General features: G+C 71.0%; 18 protein-coding genes. 4 read left to right on the forward strand and 14 right to left on the reverse strand.

Going from position 1 to position 20,255, the window contains the following annotated elements:
• Positions 1-89: 89 nt before the first annotated feature.
• The 8 genes from BLU81_RS20140 to BLU81_RS20175 all read right to left on the reverse strand — a co-directional run bounded on the left by BLU81_RS20140 (position 90) and on the right by BLU81_RS20175 (position 8,605).
• Positions 90-1,295 carry a vWA domain-containing protein gene (locus tag BLU81_RS20140; RefSeq protein WP_231954665.1) on the reverse strand — a complete coding sequence of 402 codons (1,206 nt, stop codon included), beginning with the start codon at positions 1,293-1,295 and terminating at the stop codon, positions 90-92.
• Positions 1,282-2,373, reverse strand: coding sequence for an SRPBCC family protein (locus BLU81_RS20145; protein ID WP_092546099.1), 1,092 nt, complete (start codon positions 2,371-2,373; stop codon positions 1,282-1,284). The genes BLU81_RS20140 and BLU81_RS20145 overlap by 14 nt, the downstream gene beginning before the upstream one ends.
• The gene (locus BLU81_RS20150) at positions 2,370-3,248 is read right to left on the reverse strand and encodes an AAA family ATPase (RefSeq protein ID WP_197686309.1); all 879 of its coding nucleotides are present in this window, start codon (positions 3,246-3,248) and stop codon (positions 2,370-2,372) included. The genes BLU81_RS20145 and BLU81_RS20150 overlap by 4 nt, the downstream gene beginning before the upstream one ends.
• Positions 3,235-3,807 carry a nucleotidyltransferase family protein gene (locus BLU81_RS20155; RefSeq protein ID WP_092546101.1) on the reverse strand — a complete coding sequence of 191 codons (573 nt, stop codon included), beginning with the start codon at positions 3,805-3,807 and terminating at the stop codon, positions 3,235-3,237. The genes BLU81_RS20150 and BLU81_RS20155 overlap by 14 nt, the downstream gene beginning before the upstream one ends.
• A gap of 4 nt (positions 3,808-3,811) precedes the next feature.
• Positions 3,812-4,780, reverse strand: a complete 969-nt coding sequence (locus tag BLU81_RS20160) for an XdhC family protein (RefSeq protein WP_092546102.1) — start codon at positions 4,778-4,780, stop codon at positions 3,812-3,814.
• A gap of 65 nt (positions 4,781-4,845) precedes the next feature.
• The gene (locus BLU81_RS20165; RefSeq protein WP_092546103.1) at positions 4,846-7,239 is read right to left on the reverse strand and encodes an aerobic carbon-monoxide dehydrogenase large subunit; all 2,394 of its coding nucleotides are present in this window, start codon (positions 7,237-7,239) and stop codon (positions 4,846-4,848) included.
• On the reverse strand, positions 7,236-7,727 hold the full coding sequence (locus tag BLU81_RS20170; protein WP_092546104.1) for a (2Fe-2S)-binding protein: 492 nt from the start codon (positions 7,725-7,727) through the stop codon (positions 7,236-7,238). The genes BLU81_RS20165 and BLU81_RS20170 overlap by 4 nt, the downstream gene beginning before the upstream one ends.
• A 2-nt stretch (positions 7,728-7,729) precedes the next feature.
• Positions 7,730-8,605: an FAD binding domain-containing protein gene (locus BLU81_RS20175; protein WP_092546105.1), complete on the reverse strand. Its 876-nt coding sequence runs from the start codon at positions 8,603-8,605 to the stop codon at positions 7,730-7,732.
• Positions 8,606-8,724: 119 nt separating this feature from the next.
• On the opposite strand from BLU81_RS20175, the gene BLU81_RS20180 reads away from it, so the two are divergent.
• Entirely contained in the window at positions 8,725-9,777 is a 1,053-nt protein-coding gene (locus BLU81_RS20180) for an XdhC family protein (protein WP_092546106.1), read from the forward strand.
• Positions 9,778-9,828: 51 nt separating this feature from the next.
• Here BLU81_RS20180 and BLU81_RS20185 read toward each other — a convergent pair whose 3' ends face one another.
• The 5 genes from BLU81_RS20185 to BLU81_RS20200 form a co-directional block, all read right to left on the reverse strand.
• Positions 9,829-10,728: an aminoglycoside phosphotransferase family protein gene (locus BLU81_RS20185; RefSeq protein WP_092546107.1), complete on the reverse strand. Its 900-nt coding sequence runs from the start codon at positions 10,726-10,728 to the stop codon at positions 9,829-9,831.
• 36 nt (positions 10,729-10,764) lie between these two features.
• A complete protein-coding gene (locus BLU81_RS51580; protein ID WP_269461071.1) occupies positions 10,765-10,899 on the reverse strand; it encodes a hypothetical protein in 135 nt (44 codons plus the stop codon).
• Between the two features lie 15 nt (positions 10,900-10,914).
• Positions 10,915-13,845: a tetratricopeptide repeat protein gene (locus tag BLU81_RS20190; RefSeq protein ID WP_092546108.1), complete on the reverse strand. Its 2,931-nt coding sequence runs from the start codon at positions 13,843-13,845 to the stop codon at positions 10,915-10,917.
• A gap of 235 nt (positions 13,846-14,080) precedes the next feature.
• Positions 14,081-14,836 carry an alpha/beta fold hydrolase gene (locus tag BLU81_RS20195; protein WP_092546109.1) on the reverse strand — a complete coding sequence of 252 codons (756 nt, stop codon included), beginning with the start codon at positions 14,834-14,836 and terminating at the stop codon, positions 14,081-14,083.
• A 23-nt stretch (positions 14,837-14,859) separates the two neighbouring features.
• Entirely contained in the window at positions 14,860-15,156 is a 297-nt protein-coding gene (locus BLU81_RS20200; RefSeq protein ID WP_092546110.1) for a metal-sensitive transcriptional regulator, read from the reverse strand.
• Between the two features lie 81 nt (positions 15,157-15,237).
• On the opposite strand from BLU81_RS20200, the gene BLU81_RS20205 reads away from it, so the two are divergent.
• Genes BLU81_RS20205 through BLU81_RS20215 form a run of 3 tightly spaced genes read left to right on the forward strand, consistent with a single transcriptional unit; the run spans position 15,238 to position 18,923 of the window.
• The gene (locus BLU81_RS20205) at positions 15,238-15,450 is read left to right on the forward strand and encodes a heavy-metal-associated domain-containing protein (RefSeq protein WP_092546111.1); all 213 of its coding nucleotides are present in this window, start codon (positions 15,238-15,240) and stop codon (positions 15,448-15,450) included.
• Positions 15,451-15,500: 50 nt separating this feature from the next.
• Entirely contained in the window at positions 15,501-17,651 is a 2,151-nt protein-coding gene (locus BLU81_RS20210) for a heavy metal translocating P-type ATPase (RefSeq protein WP_092557358.1), read from the forward strand.
• Positions 17,652-17,711: 60 nt separating this feature from the next.
• The gene (locus BLU81_RS20215; protein ID WP_231954666.1) at positions 17,712-18,923 is read left to right on the forward strand and encodes an esterase-like activity of phytase family protein; all 1,212 of its coding nucleotides are present in this window, start codon (positions 17,712-17,714) and stop codon (positions 18,921-18,923) included.
• Between the two features lie 44 nt (positions 18,924-18,967).
• On the opposite strand, the gene tuf is transcribed toward BLU81_RS20215, so the two are convergent.
• On the reverse strand, positions 18,968-20,158 hold the full coding sequence (tuf, locus tag BLU81_RS20220) for an elongation factor Tu (protein WP_092546112.1): 1,191 nt from the start codon (positions 20,156-20,158) through the stop codon (positions 18,968-18,970).
• Positions 20,159-20,255: the final 97 nt, after the last annotated feature.

Here is a 20,255-nt window from a genome sequence, read left to right on the forward strand (position 1 = left end):
CGCGGGGCTGGCCGGGCAGCTCTCAGCGGAAGCTGACCAGGCGGCGGCGTCCAGCGAGTCCTGGCTCTGATCCTGGTTGGGCGGCCCGTTCAACGGATCTCGGTGAGATGGTGGGCGGCGGCGGTCAGGTCGGTGAAGGTGGCGGCCGGGAGCAGGTGGTCGCAGAACGGGAGGGCGGCGGCCATACCGCCGACCTTCGGGGCGAAACCGGTGGCGCCGGCACGGGGGTTCAACCAGAGGATCCGGTACGCCCGGCGGCTCAAGCGGGCCATCGCGGCCGTCATCGCCTCGGGTGGGTCGCTGTCCCAGCCGTCCGAGGCGATGATCACCACGCCGCCGCGGACCGTGTTGCCGTGGTGGGAGTCCAGCAGGGCGGCGATGTTGGCGGCGATGCGGGTACCGCCGAAACGGTCGTCGACTGCGGCGCTGGCCTGGTCGATCGCCTCCCGGGGGGAGGTGTGCCGCAGCGGCACCGTGAGGCGGGTCAGGCGGGTGGCGAAGGCGAACACCTCGGCGTCGGCGGCCGTGGTGAAGGCACGCATCAGCTGCAGGTACGCCGCCGCCTGCGCGCGCATCGACTCGCTCACGTCGCAGAGCATCACCACCCGGCGGGGACGGGCGACGGGACGTTCCCGGACCACCGTGATCACTTCCCAGCCGGTGCGGCGGGCCCGGGCGATGGTCGGGCGCATCGCGATCCGGCGGCCGGTGGGGTCGGGCCGGTGGCGGCGGCTGCGACGTCGCGGCCAGTGGGTGAGCGCCTGCCGCAGGGCTTCGCCGAGGGCCTCGGTCTGCGGGCCGTCGAGGTCTTCGAACGGGCGGTCGGCCAGCACGGCGATCGTGCTGGGGCGCAGTTCCGGCAGGGCGAGGCCGGTGTCGTCGGTGTCCTCGTCGGCACCGACCGGGGCGGGCAGGGTGGCCCAGGGCAGGCCTTGACCGGAGGTGGTGGCCTCGTCCCCGGTTCCGGGAACGGTGACGTGGACGCTGTCGTCGCGGGGCCTCGGGGGTACGGCCGACCGGCTCAGCGGCAACGGCGGGGTGTCGTCGAAGACCGTCGCGAAGACCCGGTCGAAGATCGCCAGGTCGGCGTGCCGGCGGACCAGGGCGACCCGGGCCGTCCAGTAGAGAGTGGTCCGGGACGTGGGCGGGCTGGCCTCCAGTGCGCTGACCAGGTCACCGGTCTCGGTGATCCCGGCCGGTAGCCCGGCTCGGCGCAACCGGGCCGCGAACGCGACGGCGAACGCGGCCCGGTCGGTGCCTCGCAGCAGCACCGGGGCGTGGTCAGCCCCGGGCAACGAACCAGACGATGACGGCACCGACGACCACGACAGCACCGATGGCGACCGGAATGAGCCGCTTGTAGATCGATCCTCCGGCGACATCGAGAAGGTCGATCGGCTCCGGCTCAGCGCTCTCGATGGTCCGCTCAGCGGTCACGGTCGCGGCGGTCCTACCAGCGGGGGCGACCTCCGAAACAGCGTCCGGAGCAGCAGCAGCCGGAGCAACGTCCGGGGCGACGTCCGGAGCCGCGGCCGGGGCGGTCTCCGGAGCCGCGGCCGGAACCACCGCCGGGGCGGTCTCGGAAGCGGCGGCCGGGGCCACCGCCGGAGCAGCGGCAGCGGCGACCGCGGGGGCGTCGGACAGGTCTGCGTCCGGCGTGCGGAGCGGGGCGACCGGGTCGGGCGTGCCCTCGGCGACCTCGGTGCGCCCGGCGGCGGCGGTGACCTCACCGGCGGACGGGTCGGGTGCGACCGCCCGGCTCGCCGACTCGGCCGAGATGGTGCTGCCGTCGGCGGCCGGGGCACCCAGGGCGGCAGCGGTGGCCGGAACGGTCTCGACAGCGGCCGGCGAAACGGCAGCCGGGGAGACCGCGGCCGGCGAAACGGCGGCATCCGCGGAGACCTCGACCGGGGTGGCTGCGGTGGGGTCGGCGGCCAGTTTGGTCTCCAGGTTCGCCACGAACTGGGCCAGCAGCTTGGACGACACCTCCTTGATCATGCCGCTGCCGAACTGGGCCAGCTTCCCGCTGATCTTCAGGTCGGTATCGACGTTGACCTTGGTGCTGGTGGCGTCGACGGCGGTGAGGAACGCGCTGACCGTGGCGGACGCGTTGCCGGCCGACCGGGCGTCGCGCCCCTTGGCGTCGATCACGGCCCGGTACGCGGCGTCGTCCTTCGAAGTGAACTGGGCGGTACCGGAGAAGTCGGAGATCACCGGCCCGACCTTGATCTTCACCTTGCCCTTGTAGACCTCGCCGTCGACGCCGGTGAGCTGGGCGCCGGGCATGCAGGGCGCGAGCCCTTCGAGATCGGTGAAGACCTTCCAGGCCTCGTCGATCGGGATCTGCACGGTGAATTCGTTGGTGATCTTCATGGGTGGTCTCTCCGAGCGCGAGGGGTGGTCACTGGTGTGTCAGCGATGAGGGCCCGGTCGTCGGGCGTCTTGGCGATGGTGCCGAGGGTGCGCAGTACGTCTCCGGAGGCGAGTTCGGTGACGCCGAGGGCGGCCAGGGCGGAGACCCAGTCGATGGTCTCGGCGAGCCCGGGCGCCTTGTCGAGGTCGAGCCCGCGGACCGTACCGATGAACTCGGTGGCGCTGCGGATCAGCGGCACGGTGGCGCCGGGCACGGCTCGGCGGACGATGGCCGCCACCTGCGCGGGTGCCGGGAACTCGATCCAGTGGTAGAGGCAGCGGCGCCGCAGCGCGTCGTGCAGGTCGCGGCTGCGGTTGGAGGTGAGGATCACGACCGGGGGGCGGGTGGCGGCGAAGGTGCCGAGTTCGGGCACGGTGACGGCGGATTCGCCGAGGAATTCGAAGAGCAGCGCCTCGAATTCGTCGTCGGCCCGGTCGATCTCGTCGATCAGCAGCACCGGCGGGGTCGGACCGTCGTGCCGGACGGCGCGCAGGATGGGCCGTTCCTGCAGGAAGGCGGTGGTGAACAGGTCGGCGTCGTCCACTGACGAACCGCGGGCTTCGGCCAGCCGGATGTGCAGGAGTTGCCGCTGGTAGTTCCATTCGTACAGCGCTTCGCCGGCAGTCAGGCCCTCGTAGCACTGCAGGCGGATGAACGGGGTGTCCAGGGCTTGGGCCAGGGCTTTGGCCGCGGCGGTCTTGCCGACACCCGGCTCGCCTTCGAGCAGCAGCGGTTTACCCAGGCGCAGGGCCAGGTAGACGGCCATGGCGAGGCCGTCGTCGGCCAGGTAGTCGACGGCGTCCAGGCGCTGGATGACGTCCTCAGGAGTGTTCAAGCGTGAGCAGCCGTTCATAGTCGTCGAGGGTGTCCACGTCGATCGGCACCGTACCGGCACAATCGATCTCGGTCACCGGGTACCGCCCGGAGTGCAGCAGCTTCCACACCGCTTTGTCTCCGTGCAGCGTGGACAGTTCGGGGTAGACCGAGCGGTGGAACAGGAAAGGGTGGCCGAGGCCGTCGGAGTACCGGCAGACGCCCAGGGGTCCGGCTGCCGCGGCGAGACGGCGGACGTCAGCCGGTGAGACGAACGGCTGGTCGCCCAGCAGCAGGACGAGCCGGTCGGAGCCGACCGACGTGACAGCGGTCCGGATCGAGGATCCACATCCGCTGGAGAAGGCGGGATTCTCGATCACCCGTACCGAGGAGAGGTCGCAGAAGGATCGGACCTCCGGCGCCGAACCGCCCACGGTGACCAGCAGCTCGTCGAATCCGCAGGCACGAGCCATGTCGAGGGTCGCGTCCAGCAGCGTGCGACCCCGGAACGGCAGCAACTGCTTGGGCCGGCCGAGCCGCTGCGAGCCGCCGGCGGCCAGCACCAACCCGGTCACCGTCATGAACTCAGGCCTTCGTGTATTTTATCCGGCAACCCGGGCAGCAGAACCAGAAGTCCTGCCCGCCGACCACACCGTGCGGAGTGTCCGGTCCGATGACGACGGTCATCCCGCACACCGGGTCGATCGCGGTCTCCGCGGCCTGCACGGCCGCGGTGGTAGGGGACGTGGCCGGCCCGACGGGCAGAGTCGGACCGGCCACGAACTCGGGTTCGGCCTTGGCGAAGGCGGCGGCCTCGGCATGCGAGGCAGCCGGCGTCACGGCGGGCGCGGCCAGGGCGCCGGTGCGCAACTCCTGGACGATCTCCGCCAAAACCGAAAGAGCGATCTCCTTGGGGGTACGGGCACCGATGGCGATGCCGGCATGGGGCCGGATCCGGTCGCGCTCCTCCGGCGACAGCCCCATCGCGTCGAGCAGGATCATCGACCGGGTGTGGCTGGCGACCAGCGCGATCAGGGGCACCCGCGCGTCCAGGGCCGCACGGATCGCCCGTTCTTCGTCGCGCCCCAGACCGGCCACCACGACCGCGGCGGCACCCTGGTAGTCGCGGGTCACCTCGAAGTCGAGGAAGTCGGCGAGCGCGGTCACGGCCTGCCCGATCGGGCTGCTTCCGGAGACCCCGATCAGCGGTTTCGGCAGCACCGGACGCAGGAAGATCTCGATGGCACCGCCGGAGTGGCAGGGGTTGACGACGACGAGCGCGCCGGGCGCCACCGGGAACTCGGCCGAGTCCTCGGGCAGCACCCGCAGCAGCATGGAGTCGCCGTTGCGCAGCGTGTCCATGGCCGCGGCCCGCACCGACGTCTCCGCGCACACCCCGCCGACGAAACCCTCGATGGACCCGTCGGCCAGGATCACCGCGTCGTCACCGGCCCGGGCCGAGGTGGGTTCCTGGGCGCGGACCACGGTGGCGTGCACGAACGGCAGGCGCGCGGCGGTCAGCTCGAGGGCCCGCTCGGCGGTGCTCGTCGTCATCTCGTACTCCTTAATTCGGCCGGTGGAGCCCGGTCACCCGGACTCCACCGGCCAGGGGGGCCGAACTAGATCGGCGGAGTGGCCTGGCCGCGCATCGCGTCCCAGACCCGGGACGGGGTGAGCGGCATGTCGGCGTGCCGGATACCGAACGGCTTGAGCGCGTCGACGACCGCGTTGACGATCGCCGGCGGCGAACCGACGGTCGCGGACTCGCCGATGCCCTTGGCGCCGATCGGGTGGTGCGGCGACGGGGTGACCGTGAAGCCGGTCTCCCAGTCGGGCACCTCCAGGGCGGTCGGGATCAGGTAGTCCATCAGCGACGCGCCGAGGCAGTTGCCGTCCTCGTCGAAGGAGATCATCTCCATCAGCGCCATGCCGACACCGTCGGTGAGGCCACCGTGCACCTGACCCTCGATGATCATCGGGTTGATCCGGGTGCCGCAGTCGTCCACCGCGATGAAGCGGCGGACCTTGACCTCGGCGGTGCCCGGGTCGACGTCGACGACGCAGATGTACGCCCCGTGCGGGTAGGTCAGGTTCGACGGGTTGTAGCAGATCTGCGCCTCGAGACCACCCTCGACGCCGTCCGGGAGGTCGCCGGCGCCGTGCGCCTTGAACGCGATCTCCTGGATCGTCACCGCCTTACCCGGGTCGCCCTTGACCTGGAACGAGCCCTTGACCCAGTCGATGTCGGCGACCGACACCTCCAGCATCGCCGACGCGATCAGCTTCGCCTTGTCGCGCACCTTGCGGGCCACCAGCGCGGCCGCGGCACCGGACACCGGCGTCGACCGGGAACCGTAGGTACCCAGACCGAACGGGGTGTTGTCGGTGTCGCCGTGCACCACGTCGATGTCGTCCGGCGGAATGCCCAACTCTTCGGCGATGATCTGCGCGAACGTCGTCTCGTGCCCCTGACCCTGGGTCTTCACCGAGAGCCGGACGACAGCCTTACCGGTCGGGTGGATCCGCAGCTCACAGCCGTCGGCCATGCCCAGCCCGAGAATGTCCATGTCCTTGCGCGGGCCGGCACCGACCGCCTCGGTGAAGAACGAGATGCCGATGCCCATCAGCTCGCCACGGGCCCGCTTCTCCGCCTGCTCCTTGCGCAGCTCGTCGTACCCGGCCATCTCCATCGCCAGGCGCATCGTCGGCTCGTAGTCACCCGAGTCGTACACCCAGCCGGTCTTGGTCTCGTACGGGAACTGCTCGGGCTGGATGAAGTTCTTCAGCCGCAACTCGGCCGGGTCCATCTCCAGCTCGTAGGCGAGCGCGTCGACGATCCGCTCGATCAGGTACACGGCCTCGGTGATCCGGAACGAGCAGGCGTACGCCACCCCGCCCGGCGCCTTGTTCGTGTAGACCGCGGTCATCTTGCAGTGCGCGGCCTGCAGGTCGTAACTGCCGGTGAACACGCCGAAGAAACCGGCCGGGTACTTCACCGGGGCCGCGGTGCCGTTGAAGGCCCCGTGGTCGGCGAGCACGTTCGTCCGGATGCCCAGGATCTTGCCCTCGGACGTCGCCGCGATCTCCGCCTGCATGATGTAGTCACGGGCGAAACCGGTGCTGATCAGGTTCTCCGAGCGGTCCTCCATCCACTTCACCGGCTTGCCGGTGACGATGGAGCCGACGATGGAGAGCACGTAACCGGGGTAGATCGGCACCTTGTTGCCGAAGCCACCACCGATGTCCGGCGCGATCACCTGGATCTTGTGTTCGGGCAGGCCGGCCACGATCGCGTACAGGGTGCGGTGCGCGTGCGGAGCCTGCGTCGTCGACCAGAGCTTCAGCTTGCCCTCGACCGGGTCGAAGTCGGCGACCGAACCACACGTCTCCATCGGCGCCGGATGCACACGCGGGTAGACGATGTCCTCTTTGACGATCACGTCGGCGGTGGCGAAGACCCGGTCGGTCTCCGCCTCGTCACCGGTCTCCCAGTCGAAGACGTGGTTGTTCGTCTTGCCCTCGAGGTCGGTGCGGATGACCGGGGCGTCCGGGGCCAACGCCTTGCGGACGTCCACGACCGGGTCCAGCACGTCGTACTCGACGTCGATCAGTTCGAGAGCGTCCCGGGCCTTGTACCGGTCGTCGGCGACGACGAACGCCACCTCCTGACCCTGGAACCGCACCCGGTCGGTGGCCAGCACGGCCTGCACGTCGTTGGAGAGCGTCGGCATCCAGGCCAGGCCCAGACCTTTCAACGTCTCCCCGGTGACCACGGCCCGCACACCGGGCGACGCCTCGGCCGCACTGGTGTCGATGCTGACGATGTTCGCGTGCGCGAACGGCGACCGCAGGATCGCCAGGTGCAGCATCCCGGGCAACTGCACGTCGTCGACGAACCGGCCCCGGCCCCGGAGCAGGCGCGCGTCCTCCTTGCGCAGCATCCGGCCGAACCCGACCGGCTTCTGGTCGTTGTCCTCGAACTCGGTGAGCTTCGTATCCTGGGTGGTCGTCACTGGGCGGGCACCTCCTCCTGGTTCGACGCGGCCTCGTGCACCGCGGCCCAGCGCACCGAGCGGATGATCGAGGAGTAACCCGTACACCGGCAGATCTGACCGGAGATGGCCTCGCGGATCTCACCCTCGGTCGGGTCCGGGTTCTTGTCCAGCAGCGCCCGGCAGGTCATCAACATGCCCGGCGTGCAGAAACCGCACTGCAGGCCGTGGCACTGCCGGAAACCCTCCTGGATCGGGTCCAGTTCGGCACCGTTGGCCAGACCCTCCACGGTCCGGACCTCGTGCCCGCCGGCCATCGCGGCCAGCACCGTGCACGACTTGACCGGCTCGCCGTCCAGCCACACCACACAGACACCACAGTTGCTCGTGTCGCAGCCCCAGTGAGTGCCGGTCAGGCTCAGCACGTCGCGCAGGAAGTGCACGAGCAGCAGCCGGCCTTCGATCTCCCGGGTGTACTCGGTCCCGTTGACCGTCATCGTGACCTGCATACTCAGCTCCTCGCCCGTTCCACGGCCCGGCGCAGCGTGCGCCGGGTCAGCTCGTCCGCCAGGTGGCGCTTGTAGTCCGCACTGCCCCGGGTGTCGGTCGACGGGTCACAGCTGCGGGCCGCGATCGCACCGGCCAGCTCGAACAGGCTCTCGTCCGGCTCGTTCCCGCGCAGCGCCGCCGAGATCTCCGGAATCCCGGTGGTGTTCGGGCCGACCGCGGCCAGCCCCACCCGGGCGTCCACGATCCGGCCGCCGTCCAGCCACACCGCGGCACCCGCGGACACCACGGCCCAGTCACCGGCACGGCGCTCCACCTTGGCGTACGCGCTGCCCGCCTTGAAGCTCTTCCGCGGGATCCGGATCTCGGTGAGGATCTCGTTGTCCGCGACGGCCGTCTCGTACGGGCCCACGTGGAACTCCTCCATCGTGACGACCCGCTCGGCACCGCCCGGACCCCGGATGACGCAGCTCGCGTCCAGGGTCGTGCACACCGCCGACAGGTCCTCCGACGGATCCGCCTGGCACAGCGAGCCACCCAGCGTGCCGCGGTTCCGGACGATCGGGTCGGCGATCACTTTCTCCGCGTCCCGGAAGATCGGGAACACGTCGGCCAGAATCTCCGATTCCAGCAGTTCCCGATGCCGGGTCATGGCACCGATACGCACCTCGTCGTCGCTGAGGCGGATATACCCCAGTTCGTCGTGCAGATCGTTGATGTCGATGAGATATTCGAAATTGGCGAGCCTGAGCTTCATCATCGGCAACAGACTGTGGCCCCCGGCCACCAGCCGAGCCGAGCTGCCCAGTCGTTCCAACAGTCCAATGGCCTGATCCACGCTTGTGGCACGTTCGTATTCGAACGGAGCCGGCACCTGCATCCTGCACCTCCCGCGAGTCGCGCAGACCCTCCCGTGCCAGGTGTCCAATGTCAACAGCGACCTAAGCGTTCTCTTAATCCGCCGTTGACTCCCGCGAGAGGATCACGGAAGGTGCGGTCATGCGTGAGATCGTTGACGGGCTGCTGGCCTGGCGGGCCGCCGGCGTCTCTTTTGCCGTGGCGACAGTGGTGCACACCTGGCGATCGGCACCCCGGCAGCCGGGCGCGGCGATGGCCGTCAGCGAGCACGGCGAGGTGCTGGGCAGCGTCTCCGGAGGCTGTGTGGAAGGCGCCGTCTACGCGGCCGCTCAGGAAGTGCTGGAAACCGGCAAATCCCAGACGCATACGTACGGCGTCAGCGACGGTGACGCCCTGGAAGTCGGCCTGACCTGCGGCGGCACCATCGAGATCATGATCCAGCCGGCACCGGCACTGCTCGGCCTGGACGCCCTGCTGTCGGACATCTCCGCCGGCCGCCCGGTCGCCACCGTCTCCCTCCCCGACGCCCAGCTCGTCGTCCGGCCGGACCGGATCGACGGCACCCTCGGCGACCCGGAACTCGACCGGATCGCCGGCGCCCAGGCCCGCGGCCTGCTCGCCCACGGCCGCAGCGCCATCGTCACCGCCTGCGAGCGCGAGGTGTTCGTCCAGTCCTGGGCCGCCCCGGCCCGCATGATCGTCTTCGGCGCGATCGACTTCGCCGCCGCCGTCGCCCGGATCGGCAAATTCCTCGGCTACCAGGTCACCGTCTGCGACGCCCGCGGCGTCTTCGCCACCCCCGCCCGCTTCCCGGAAGCCGACGAGGTCGTGGTCCAGTGGCCACACCGCTACCTCGAATCCACCGACGTCGACGAACGCACCGTCCTGTGCGTGCTCACCCACGACCCGAAGTTCGACATCCCGCTGCTGCAGGTCGCCCTGCGGACCCCGGCCCGTTACATCGGCGCGATGGGCAGCCGCCGCACCTGCGACGACCGCCTCACCCGCCTGCGCGAAGCCGGCGTCCCCGAAGAGGCCCTGGCCCGGCTGCGCGCCCCGATCGGCCTCGACCTGGGCGCCCGCACCCCCGAGGAGACCGCGGTAGCCATCGCCGCCGAGATCGTCGCCCTCTCCTGGGGCGGCTCCGGCACCCCCCTCACCGCCCTGACCGCCCCCATCCACGGCGGGTCATGATCAAGACCTCTGCTGACGTACGACAGCAGAGGTCTTGATCGTCGGAACGTCTCAGTCGCCGAGCAGGATCTCGCCGATCACCCGTCCGCCGTCGGCCGCCACCGCGTGCTCGCCGTTGTCCAAGGCGCCCACCAGCACCAGCATCGCCTTCCACAGCGCCCAGCCACGGGCCCGCGCCCACATCCCGTCGTCCTGGGCCACGGCCGCCCGGAACGCCCGCCGGCTCTCCCCCGCGAAGAACGTCCAGGCGATCACCAGATCACAGGCCGGATCCCCGACCCCCGACGTCCCGAAGTCGATCACCGCGGCCAGCCGCCCGTCCACCACCAGCAGGTTCCCCACCGCGATGTCGCCGTGGAACCACACCGGATCGGCGTCCCACCCGGCTTCGAGCGCCGCCGCCCACACCTCAGCGGCCCGCCCGGTGTCGATCCGCCCGCTCAGCGCCTCCAGACAGCGCCGCGTCTCCGCGTCGTAGGAGGCCGGCGGGCAACCCCGGAACCAACTGTGCCGACCCGCCGTCGGCCCGCCCACCGCGTCACAGGCCTGCAGCGCCCGGATGAACCCGGCGACCTCGACGGCGAAAGCGGAGACGTCGGCGATCTCGGCACGGTCGGCGGTCACCCCGGGCAGCCAACCCCGGACCGACCATGGGTACGGGTACCCCTCCGCCGGTGCGCCACGGCCCAGAACCGGCGGCACCGCCACCGGTAGATGCGGCGCGAGCCGGGGAATCCAGATGGTCTCCTTGTCCACCGCGGCGACATAACCCTCCGCGGTGGGCAGCCGAACCGTCATCCGGTCCCCGAGCCGATAGGTCCGGTTGTCCCAGCCGTCGACCTCGACCGGCTCGACCGCCAGATCGGCCCACTGCGGAAACTGCCCCTCCACCAGCCGCTTGACCAGCCCCGCGTCGATCCCGGCCCGGCCATCCACAGAAGTCCCCGTCATAGTCGCCCTTTTCCCAGCGCCTCTCCCCGGCAATCCTCAGAGCCGGCCGGCCAGCGCCTCGACGGCCGCCAGCAGTTCGGGACCGTCGAGGAACACCCGGTCGTCGTGGCCCGCGCCGTGCACCACCACGACCTGTGCCGGGTTCGCGGCCGCGGGCGAGACAGTGGTCACACCCGCTAAAGCGTCCTAGGACAAAGAGTCCAGCTTCTCGCGGACCTCGGCGGCCTCGGCGTGTCCCCGGTCGTCGAAGATCCACAGGGCCTGCTGCCAGGACTCCCGGGCCGCCGGGAGGTCGCCCGCCGCGCGGTGCGTGTCGCCGATCTGGTTCAGGACCAGCGCCTCGTGGTAACGGTCCAGAACCTCGACATAGAACGCGAGAGCCTCCCGGTACGCGGCCAGAGCCGGCTGATGCTCCCCGAGGCGGTGGTGGACGGACCCCAGGGTGTCCCAGGTGTCCGCCATGCCCAGCCGATTGCCGACCTCCCGGTGCAGTGCCAGCGCCTGCCGGCACTGCACCAGCGCCGACTGGTGCTCCCCCAGTTGGATCAGGTACCAGCCGACCGTGTTGAGCCCGTCAGCCTCGCCCCTGGTGTTCCCCACCGCGCGGGACAGCGCCAGCGCCTGCCGGGCGTGGTGCAGTGCCGTACTGAAGTCCTGGCGGCGGCCGGCCACCCAGCCCAGGCTCAGATGCGCGGACGCCGCCTCGGACAGGTCACCGCTCTGCTCGTACCGGGCGAGGACCCGCTGGAAGCAGGGTGTCGCCTTCTCGAAGTCACCCAACCGGGCGTAGGCGCCGCCGAGACCCCGGTCCGCGATCGTCTCGCGATAGACGTCGCCGAGCCGGTGGGCCGCCTCCAGCGCAACCCGCTGGGTGGCCATCCAGTCCTGCCAGTGCCCGCCGCGCTGCAGGTACTCGGCCAGCCCCCAGGCCAGCCACCACGCGCCGTCGTCCAGGCCGGCGTCCGCCGCCGTCAACTGGACCGCGAGCAGGTTCTGCCGTTCCACCGTGAGCCAGACCGCCGCGGCGTCGGTGCTCTCGAAGGCGGCCGGCTCGACCGGCGGGCGCCCCAGCCGGTCGGTCATCCGGTGCGGGTCGAGGATCTGCCCGGCGCCGATCGCCCCGGCCACGTAGTAGCCGGCCATCCGGCGGATCGCGGCCTCCCGGTCGGCCGCGGTGTCCACCTCGGCGGCCGTCTCCAGCGCGTAGACCCGCAACAGGTCGTGCATGGTGTACCGGCCGTCCGACTCCTCCTCGATCAGGCTGCCCCGCACGAGTTCGCCGAGCGGCTCGCGCACCTGCTCGACCGGGCGGCCGGCCATGCTCGCCGCGGCACCGGCCCCGAGGTCCGTGCCGGGGTGGCTCCCGAGCAGACGGAACAGCCGGGCCGCCGCCGGGCTCAACACCCGGTAGGACCAGGAGAAGATTCCGCGTACGTCGATCGCCGCCTCGTCACCACCCAGCACGTCCAGCCGCGCCCGCTCCGCACGCAGGTTCACCACGAACCAGGACAACGGAAGCTCCGCCTGGACCGCTCGGGCCGCCACGATCGCCAGCGCCAGCGGCAGATGCCCGCACAGCCGCCCGATCTCCGCCACCGCGTCCGGCTCGGCCGCCGCCCGATCCACCCCGATCCGGCGACTGAGCAGCGCGTACGCCTCCTCCGGATGAAGCACCGACAGACTCACCGAGGTGCCGCCGTCCACTACGATCAGGCCGGTCAGCCGGTTCCGGCTGGTCACCACGGCGGCCGAACCGGCGCTGCCCGGCAGCAGTGGCCGCACGTGCTCGGCGTCGCGGGCGTTGTCCAGCACCACCAGGACCCGGCGGGCGGCCAGCAGACTGCGATAGAGGTTGACCTGCCCGTCCAGACCCGGCGGGATCTTCTGCGGCTCGACGCCGAGCGACTCCAGGAACGTCCGGATCGCCCGGTCGGCCGGCACCACCGCCCCGGCGGGGTCGAAGCCCCGGAGGTTCACGAACAGCTGGCCGTCCGGGAAACGGTCACGGACCGCGTGCGCCCAGTGCACGGCGAGCGTGGTCTTCCCGGTGCCCGGGCCGCCGGAGATCGCCGCGATCGCGGGCGCGGAGTCGGTCAGCAGCCGGTTCAAGCTCTGCAGGGCCGGGTCCCGACCGGCGAGGAACGCCGTCGCCGAGGGCAGTTCGGCGGGTATCACGCCGGTGGTCTTCCGCACCGCCGCTCCGGGCAGTTCCTGCCGGAGAACCCCGAGGTGGGCCTCGGTCAACTGGGGTCCCGGTTCCACCCCGAGTTCCTGGACGATCCGGTCCCGGACAGCCGCGAAATGCCGCAGCGCCTCGGCCTGGCGCCCGGAACCGGCCAGCGCCAGCACCAGCCGGGCGTGCAGCCCCTCGTGCAGCGGTTCCTCCTGACTCAGTGGGCCGAGCCAGCGGATCGCCGCGTCGTATCGCCGCGTGGCGATCGCCTGATCAGCGAAGGCCAGCGTCGCCACGATCCGCAGGTTGGCGGCCGCCACCGCGGCCGGATGGAGCCGGATCGCCGGATCGATCGGCCCGCGCCAGCACTGCAGCGCCCGCTCGTAGTCCTCCGCACCGTGCTCCGCCCGCGTCATCAGGTCACCGAAACGCGCCAGGTCGATGCGGTCGCGGTCCAGCGCCAGCCGGTAGCCGTCCGGTCCGGTGACGACCACGGACGGGCCCAGGATCTTGCGGAGCGCGCCGACGTACCCGTGGATCAGGTTCACGTGGGTGGCCGGCGGCCGGCCGTCCCACAGCACGTCGACGAGGTCCGCGGTCCGCACCGGCTGCCCCGGATGCAATCCGAGCAGCCCCAGCAGCCGGCGTTGCATCGCCGACCCGATCGGCACCTCACGGTCACAGTCGTGAACGGTCAACGGCCCGAGCACCGCGACCCGAATCCCGGCCGCCGCCGTGCCGCCGCCCCCGAGGTCGTCCAGACCGACCGCCGCGGCCAGTTGCCGCAGGGTCTGCTGCCGGGGCACCCCACCGGCGCCTCGCTCCAGGTTCCGCACCGAGCGCACACTGACACCCGCGCGCAGCGCGAGATCCTCCTGTGTCAGCCCCAGCAGGATACGCCGCTGACGCAGAACGTACCCGCTCGCGTTTCCGGTCTGCGTCAAGGTGTTTCCCCGTCCGATCGTCCCCGGCGTACCCCCAGATGCCGCCGAAGGCCCAGATTCTGCCGGTTCCGTTGCCGCCCACGCCAGGCGAGCGGCATTTCCCCAGTTCAGCGCGATTTCGACGGGCAGCCTCGGCTACAGCCGAAGTCAAGGTCCGCACCGGTCCCCGGCCGCTACCGTGTCTCTATCGCTGGTGGTCGGTGACGCGGGGGCTCACCGGCCACAGCGACCCCCGTCATCCGGAGGTCGTCGCCCACCAGGTGAGGACGCGGTCCACCACCGGGGCGGGCCGGCGGGCCCAGCCGATGTGGTCGTTGCTGGCGCCGGGCGGGACGTCAGCGGTCCGGTAGTGCCAGCGGGTCACCGCTTCCGGGGTGAACAGGCCGGTGAAGGTCTCCACCGCGCGGGCGGGGGCCAGCCGGTCGCCTTCCAGGAGCACCACCAGGGCGGGACTCCCGACCGGGACGGGCGCCGGGAACGGGGTGCGGCCGGTCAGGGCCATCCGGGCCCACTCGCGCATCAGGGTCCGGGCCCCGGGACCACCGAAGGCGGGTTTCGGCAGGTGGCCGAAGAGCGCGGTCAGGACCGGGACGATGACGCCGGCCTGCACCACCAGCGGCAGGCCGCGCAGTGGGAAGTCGCGGTGCCACGGCAGTGACGTGCCGACGGTGACCATGCCGTCGGCGGGGGTGTGCTGGAGCTGGTGGCCGACTGCCAGCTGGCCGCCGAGGCTGTGGCCGAGCAGGATCACCGGGCGGCCGGGGTGTTCGGCGCGGGCTTCGGCCACGGCTTTCGCCATGTCCTCGATCTCGTCACCGTACGACCAGTCGTGCGCCCGGGACGCGGGCGGGGAGTCCGGTTCGAAGCCGCGCCGGGGCAGTGCGCGGGCCGTCCAGCCGCGGGCGGTGAACTCGTCGACGAGCAGCCGGTAGTACCGGGATCCGATGCCCATGGCGGGTGACACGAGAACGATCGGAGCGGGCTGCGTCATGCGGGTCAGGTTACCGACCGGTATCAGCCGCGCTTCATCAGGCGGCCGACGGCGGCCATCAGCTCGGAGGCCATCTCGTCGGCCCGGCCCTCCTGAGCGCCCTCGTGCATGCAGTGGCGGGCGTGCCCGTCCATCAGTCCGAGTGCCACCTTGTCGAGGGCGGCCTGGATGGCGGAGATCTGGGTGAGGATGTCGATGCAGTAGCGGTCCTCGTCGACCATCCGCTCGATGCCCCGGACCTGGCCCTCGATGCGGCGCAGCCGGGACTGCAGGTTGTCCTTGGTGGCCGTGTAGCCGCGGGTGGGGGCGGGGTTGCTCATGTCGCCAATGCTACAGCCCTGCCGGGATACCCCTACCGGGTATCTGTATGGTTGAGTGGACACCGAACGAAGGGAACCGCCATGCCGACCACCACCTACCCCGTCACCGGGATGACCTGCGGCCACTGCGTCACCGCGGTGACCACCGAGGTCGCCGCGATCCCCGGCGTCACCGACGTCAACGTCGACCTGGCCGCCGGCACCGTGACGTTCTCCGCCACCGAGCCGGTCGACCGGGAGACCGTGCGCGCGGCGGTGGACGAGGCCGGTTACGAGCTGGGTGCCGCCTCGTGACGGGGCGGGCTGCCCCCGCTGCCACGCTGATCGAGCTGGAGATCGGCGGGATGACCTGCGCCTCCTGCGCCAACCGGATCGAGAAGAAGCTCAACCGGATGGACGGGGTCAGCGCCACCGTCAACTACGCGACCGAGAAGGCGACCGCCACGGTCGACGGCGGTGTCACGGCCGCCGACCTGATCGTCACGGTCGAGAAGACCGGCTACACCGCGAAGGTCCCGGACAAGACCGAAGAAGCCCCGGAGACCGGTGACCCGTTGAAGCAGCGGCTGATCACCGCGATCGTCCTGAGCGTCCCGGTGATCCTGCTGGCCATGGTTCCGGCCTGGCAGTTCGACTACTGGCAGTGGCTTTCGCTGACGCTGGCCGCGCCGGTCATCGTCTACGGCGGCTGGCCCTTCCACCGGGCCGCCGCGATCAACCTGCGGCACGGCGCCGCGACCATGGACACCCTGATCTCGCTCGGCACGATCGCCGCGTTCGGCTGGTCGCTGTGGGCGCTGTTCCTGGGCACCGCGGGCGAGCCGGGGATGACCCACCCGTTCACCCTGGCCGTCAGCCGCACCGACGGCACCGGCGCGATCTACCTGGAGACGGCCGCCGGGGTGACCATGTTCATCCTGGCCGGGCGCTATTTCGAGGCCCGGTCCAAACGCCGGGCCGGTGACGCCCTGCGGGCGCTGCTGGAGCTGGGCGCCAAGGACGTCGCCGTCGTCAAGGACGGCACCGAGTCCCGCATCCCGGTCGAGCAACTGACACCGGGGATGCTGTTCGTGGTCCGACCGGGCGAGAAGATCGCCACCGACGGGGTGGTCGAGGAGGGTTCCTCGGCGGTGGACCGGTCGCTGCTGACCGGCGAGAGCGTCCCGGTCGAGGTCGGCCCCGGCGGCGACGTGACCGGCGGGACGGTGAACGCCGGCGGTCGCCTGCTGGTGCGGGCCACCCGGGTCGGTGCCGGCACCCAGCTCGCGCAGATGGCGCGTCTGGTCGAGCAGGCGCAGACCGGGAAAGCCGAGGTGCAGCGGCTGGCCGACCGGATCTCCGGCGTCTTCGTGCCGATCGTGATCGCTCTCGCGGTGGCGACGCTGGGCTGGTGGCTCGGCACGGGAGCGGGCGGGACCGCCGCGTTCACCGCCGCCGTCGCCGTACTGATCATCGCCTGCCCGTGCGCCCTGGGCCTGGCCACACCGACCGCGTTGCTGGTCGGCACCGGTCGCGGCGCCCAGATCGGCATCCTGATCAAGGGCCCGGAGGCGCTCGAATCGACCCGGCGTGTCGACACGATCCTGCTGGACAAGACCGGCACCGTGACGACCGGGGTGATGAAGCTGGTCGCGGTCTTCCCCGACGGTGACGACGAGCTGCTGCGACTGACCGCCTCGGTGGAGGCGGCGTCCGAACACCCGATCGCTCGCGCGATCGCAGCCGAGGTGAGCGATCATCTCCCGGTCGCCGATTTCACCGCCTTCCCCGGCTTCGGCGTACGGGGAACCGTGGCCGGCCGTGTCGTCCTGGCCGGCCGGGCGGCTCTGCTGGAACGCGAGGGCCTGCACGTTCCGGACGACATCGCGGCAGCCGTCGCGTCGTCGGAACAGGCCGGGAACACCGCGATCGTCGCCGGCTGGGACGGCCGGGCACGCGGGATCCTGTCAGTCGCCGACACGGTCAAGCCCACCAGCGCCGAAGCCGTCGCCGGGCTGCGCAAGCTGGGCCTGACGCCGGTCCTGCTGACCGGCGACAACGAGACCGTGGCCCGGGCGGTGGCCGCCGAGGTGGGCATCGGCGAGGTGATCGCCGGGGTGCTGCCGGACGGCAAGGTCGCCGAGGTCCAGCGTCTGCAGCAGACGGGCAAGGTCGTCGCGATGGTCGGTGACGGGGTCAACGACGCCGCCGCCCTCGCCCAGTCCGACCTGGGGCTGGCCATGGGCACCGGCGCCGACGTGGCGATCGAGGCCTCCGACCTGACCCTGGTCCGTGGTGACCTGACCGCCGCCGTGGACGCGATCCGGCTGTCCCGGCGCACTCTGCGGATCATCAAGAGCAACCTGTTCTGGGCGTTCGCCTACAACGTGGCCGCCCTGCCCCTGGCGGCGGCGGGCCTGCTCAACCCGATGATCGCCGGTGCCGCGATGGCGTTCAGCTCGGTCTTCGTGGTGGCCAACAGTCTGCGGCTGCGCGGGTTCAAGCCGCTGCACTGACAGCTGCCGGCCAGCCGGGGTTCAGGTCCCGTTCGGAGACACATCGGATCGTGTCGAAGCGTGGCTCATAAAGCGATTCTCGCGGCCGCCGTGATCGTGCTGATCCCGGCGGCCCCGGCACAGGCGAACCCCCGTCCCGCTCCGCACCCGCACTCGTCCGTGGTCACCTTGAAGAGCCGGGCCATCCTGTCGGCGACCGCGTACCAGCCGGGGCCGGTCTCCGGCACGCAGCTGAGCACCGCGCCGGTCAACGGGATCAGCGCACCGTTTCCGGGACAGCCCATCCCCGGATTCTCCGCGGTGCTCCCGTTGGCCCGGAACCGGCTGCTGGCCATGCCGGACAACGGGTTCGGCGCCAAGAACAACTCGGCGGACTTCCTGCTGCGGGCATACGACATCACCCCCGACTACCGGCGTCACCAGGTGAAGGTCAACGGCTTCATCAGCTTCCGCGACCCGGACCGGAAGGTACCGTTCCCGATCGTCAGCCAGGACACCAGGGAACGGCTGCTCACCGGCGCCGACTTCGACATCGAATCCCTCGCCCGCGACTCGCGCGGCAACCTGTGGATCGGTGACGAGTTCGGCCCGTACCTGATCAAGGTCGACAAGACCGGCAAGGTGCTGCAGGCGCCGATCCCGCTGCCCGACGGCGGCAAGTCCCCGCAGTCACCGGACCTGGCTCCCGGCGAGACCGCCACGATCCCCGGCAGCCGCGGATTCGAGGCGATGGCCGTCAGCAGGGACGGGAAGACGCTTTACCCGATCCTCGAAGGTGCCCGCACCGACGACCCGGACCAGCGCCGCCGGATCGTGTACGAGTTCGACATCCGGGCCAACCGCTACACCGGCCGGACCTGGACCTTCCTCGTCGACGCCCCGGCCCTGCTGGTCGGGGACGCGGCAGTGCTCGACGGAAAGCGGCTCGTGCTGATCGAACGCGACAACGGCATGGGCCCGGCCGCGTACGTCAAACGTCTCGTGGTCACCGACCTCGACAAGGCGTCCGCCGACGGAACCCTGCCGCGGCGCACCGTCGCCGACCTGCTGCGCATCACCGACCGGACCGGCGTCTCCACCCCGGCCCGCCCCGGCGAGTACGGCGTCGGCGAACAGTTCTCGTTCCCGCTCCAGTCCGTCGAGTCGGTGCTGCCGCTCGGCGGAAACCGGGTCCTGGTGGCCAACGACAACAACTTCCCCGGCAACGACGGCCGGATCCCCGGCCACCCCGACGACACCGAACTGATCGTCATCGACATCCCCGGTCTCTGACACATGGCCCGGCGTCTCCTTGAAGGAGACGCCGGGCCACCTCATCACTCGAGGACCGCGGTCACCGTTCCGGCGGCGACCGTGCGGTTGCCCTCACGGACCGCGAAACCCATGCCCGTCTCCAGGGCGATCGCCTTGCCCAGCGTCACCGTCACCTCGTCCACGGTGTCGCCCGGCATCACCAGATCCCGGCCACCGAGGTCCATCCCGCCCGACACGTCGGTGGTGTGGAAGTAGAACTGCGGCCGGTAGTTCACCTCGAACGGCGTGTGCCGGCCCCCCTCGGCACTGGTCAGCGCGTACAACCGCGCCGTGAAGACCCGGTGCGGCCGCACACTGGACGGCGCGGCCAGAACCTGGCCCCGCTGCACCTGCTCGCGCTTGACCCCGCGCAGCAGGACCGCGGCGTTGTCGCCGGCCTGCGCCGACTCCAGGGTCTTGCCGAACGTCTCCAGCCCGGTCGCCACGCTCACGACCGTCGGCCCGAGACCGACGACCTCGACCGGCTCGCCGGCGCGCAGTTCCCCACGCTCCACCTTGCCGGTGACGACCGTGCCACGACCACTGATCGACAGCACGTTCTCGATCGGCATCAGGAACGGCTCGCCCAGCTCCCGCGGCGGAACCGGCACGTAGTCGTCGACCGCCGCCAGCAGGTCGCTCACGGACGCCACCCACTGCGGGTCGCCCTGCAGGGCCTTGAGCGCGCTGACCCGGATCACCGGCACCTCGTCGCCGGGGAACCCGTACTCCGACAGCAGCTCGCGGACCTCCAGCTCGACCAGGTCGAGCAGCTCCGGGTCGTCGACCATGTCACTCTTGTTCAGAGCGACGACCAGGTGCGGTACGCCGACCCGCTGCGCGAGCAGCACGTGCTCGCGGGTCTGCGGCATCGCCCCGTCCTGCGCCGACACCACGAGGATCGCACCGTCCACCTGCGCCGCCCCCGTGATCATGTTCTTCACGTAGTCGGCGTGGCCAGGCATGTCGACGTGCGCGTAGTGCCGGGACGCGGTCTCGTACTCGACGTGCGCGATGGTGATGGTGATCCCGCGGGCGGCCTCCTCCGGCGCCTTGTCGATCCCCTCGAACGCGACGTACCGGTTGGCCACCGGGTCCCGGTCGGCGAGAACCTTCGTGATCGCGGCGGTCAGGGTCGTCTTCCCGTGGTCGACGTGCCCCATCGTGCCGATGTTGAGGTGTGGCTTCGTACGCATGAACTGGCTCTTCGCCATGATCTTGTCTCAGTCCTCACTGGATGCGAGGCATCATCGATGTTCCACGACCCGTCGCCAGGCGGGCCGCGTCGGAACCCGGGCAGTCAGCAGCCAC

Origin of the sequence: Actinoplanes derwentensis (assembly GCF_900104725.1) — a bacterium.
GTDB classification, from domain to species: domain Bacteria; phylum Actinomycetota; class Actinomycetes; order Mycobacteriales; family Micromonosporaceae; genus Actinoplanes; species Actinoplanes derwentensis.

What these genes read in the sequence shown, in the direction of transcription:
- BLU81_RS20145 (WP_092546099.1), bottom strand. Translation starts at nt 2,373, where the DNA reads ATGAAGATCACCAACGAATTCACCGTGCAGATCCCGATCGACGAGGCC.
- BLU81_RS20155 (WP_092546101.1), bottom strand. Translation starts at nt 3,807, where the DNA reads ATGACGGTGACCGGGTTGGTGCTGGCCGCCGGCGGCTCGCAGCGGCTC.
- BLU81_RS20160 (WP_092546102.1), bottom strand. Translation starts at nt 4,780, where the DNA reads ATGACGACGAGCACCGCCGAGCGGGCCCTCGAGCTGACCGCCGCGCGC.
- BLU81_RS20170 (WP_092546104.1), bottom strand. Translation starts at nt 7,727, where the DNA reads ATGCAGGTCACGATGACGGTCAACGGGACCGAGTACACCCGGGAGATC.
- BLU81_RS20175 (WP_092546105.1), bottom strand. Translation starts at nt 8,605, where the DNA reads ATGCAGGTGCCGGCTCCGTTCGAATACGAACGTGCCACAAGCGTGGAT.
- BLU81_RS20180 (WP_092546106.1), top strand. Translation starts at nt 8,725, where the DNA reads ATGCGTGAGATCGTTGACGGGCTGCTGGCCTGGCGGGCCGCCGGCGTC.
- BLU81_RS20185 (WP_092546107.1), bottom strand. Translation starts at nt 10,728, where the DNA reads ATGACGGGGACTTCTGTGGATGGCCGGGCCGGGATCGACGCGGGGCTG.
- BLU81_RS20195 (WP_092546109.1), bottom strand. Translation starts at nt 14,836, where the DNA reads ATGACGCAGCCCGCTCCGATCGTTCTCGTGTCACCCGCCATGGGCATC.
- BLU81_RS20200 (WP_092546110.1), bottom strand. Translation starts at nt 15,156, where the DNA reads ATGAGCAACCCCGCCCCCACCCGCGGCTACACGGCCACCAAGGACAAC.
- BLU81_RS20205 (WP_092546111.1), top strand. Translation starts at nt 15,238, where the DNA reads ATGCCGACCACCACCTACCCCGTCACCGGGATGACCTGCGGCCACTGC.
- BLU81_RS20210 (WP_092557358.1), top strand. Translation starts at nt 15,501, where the DNA reads ATGACCTGCGCCTCCTGCGCCAACCGGATCGAGAAGAAGCTCAACCGG.
- tuf (WP_092546112.1), bottom strand. Translation starts at nt 20,158, where the DNA reads ATGGCGAAGAGCCAGTTCATGCGTACGAAGCCACACCTCAACATCGGC.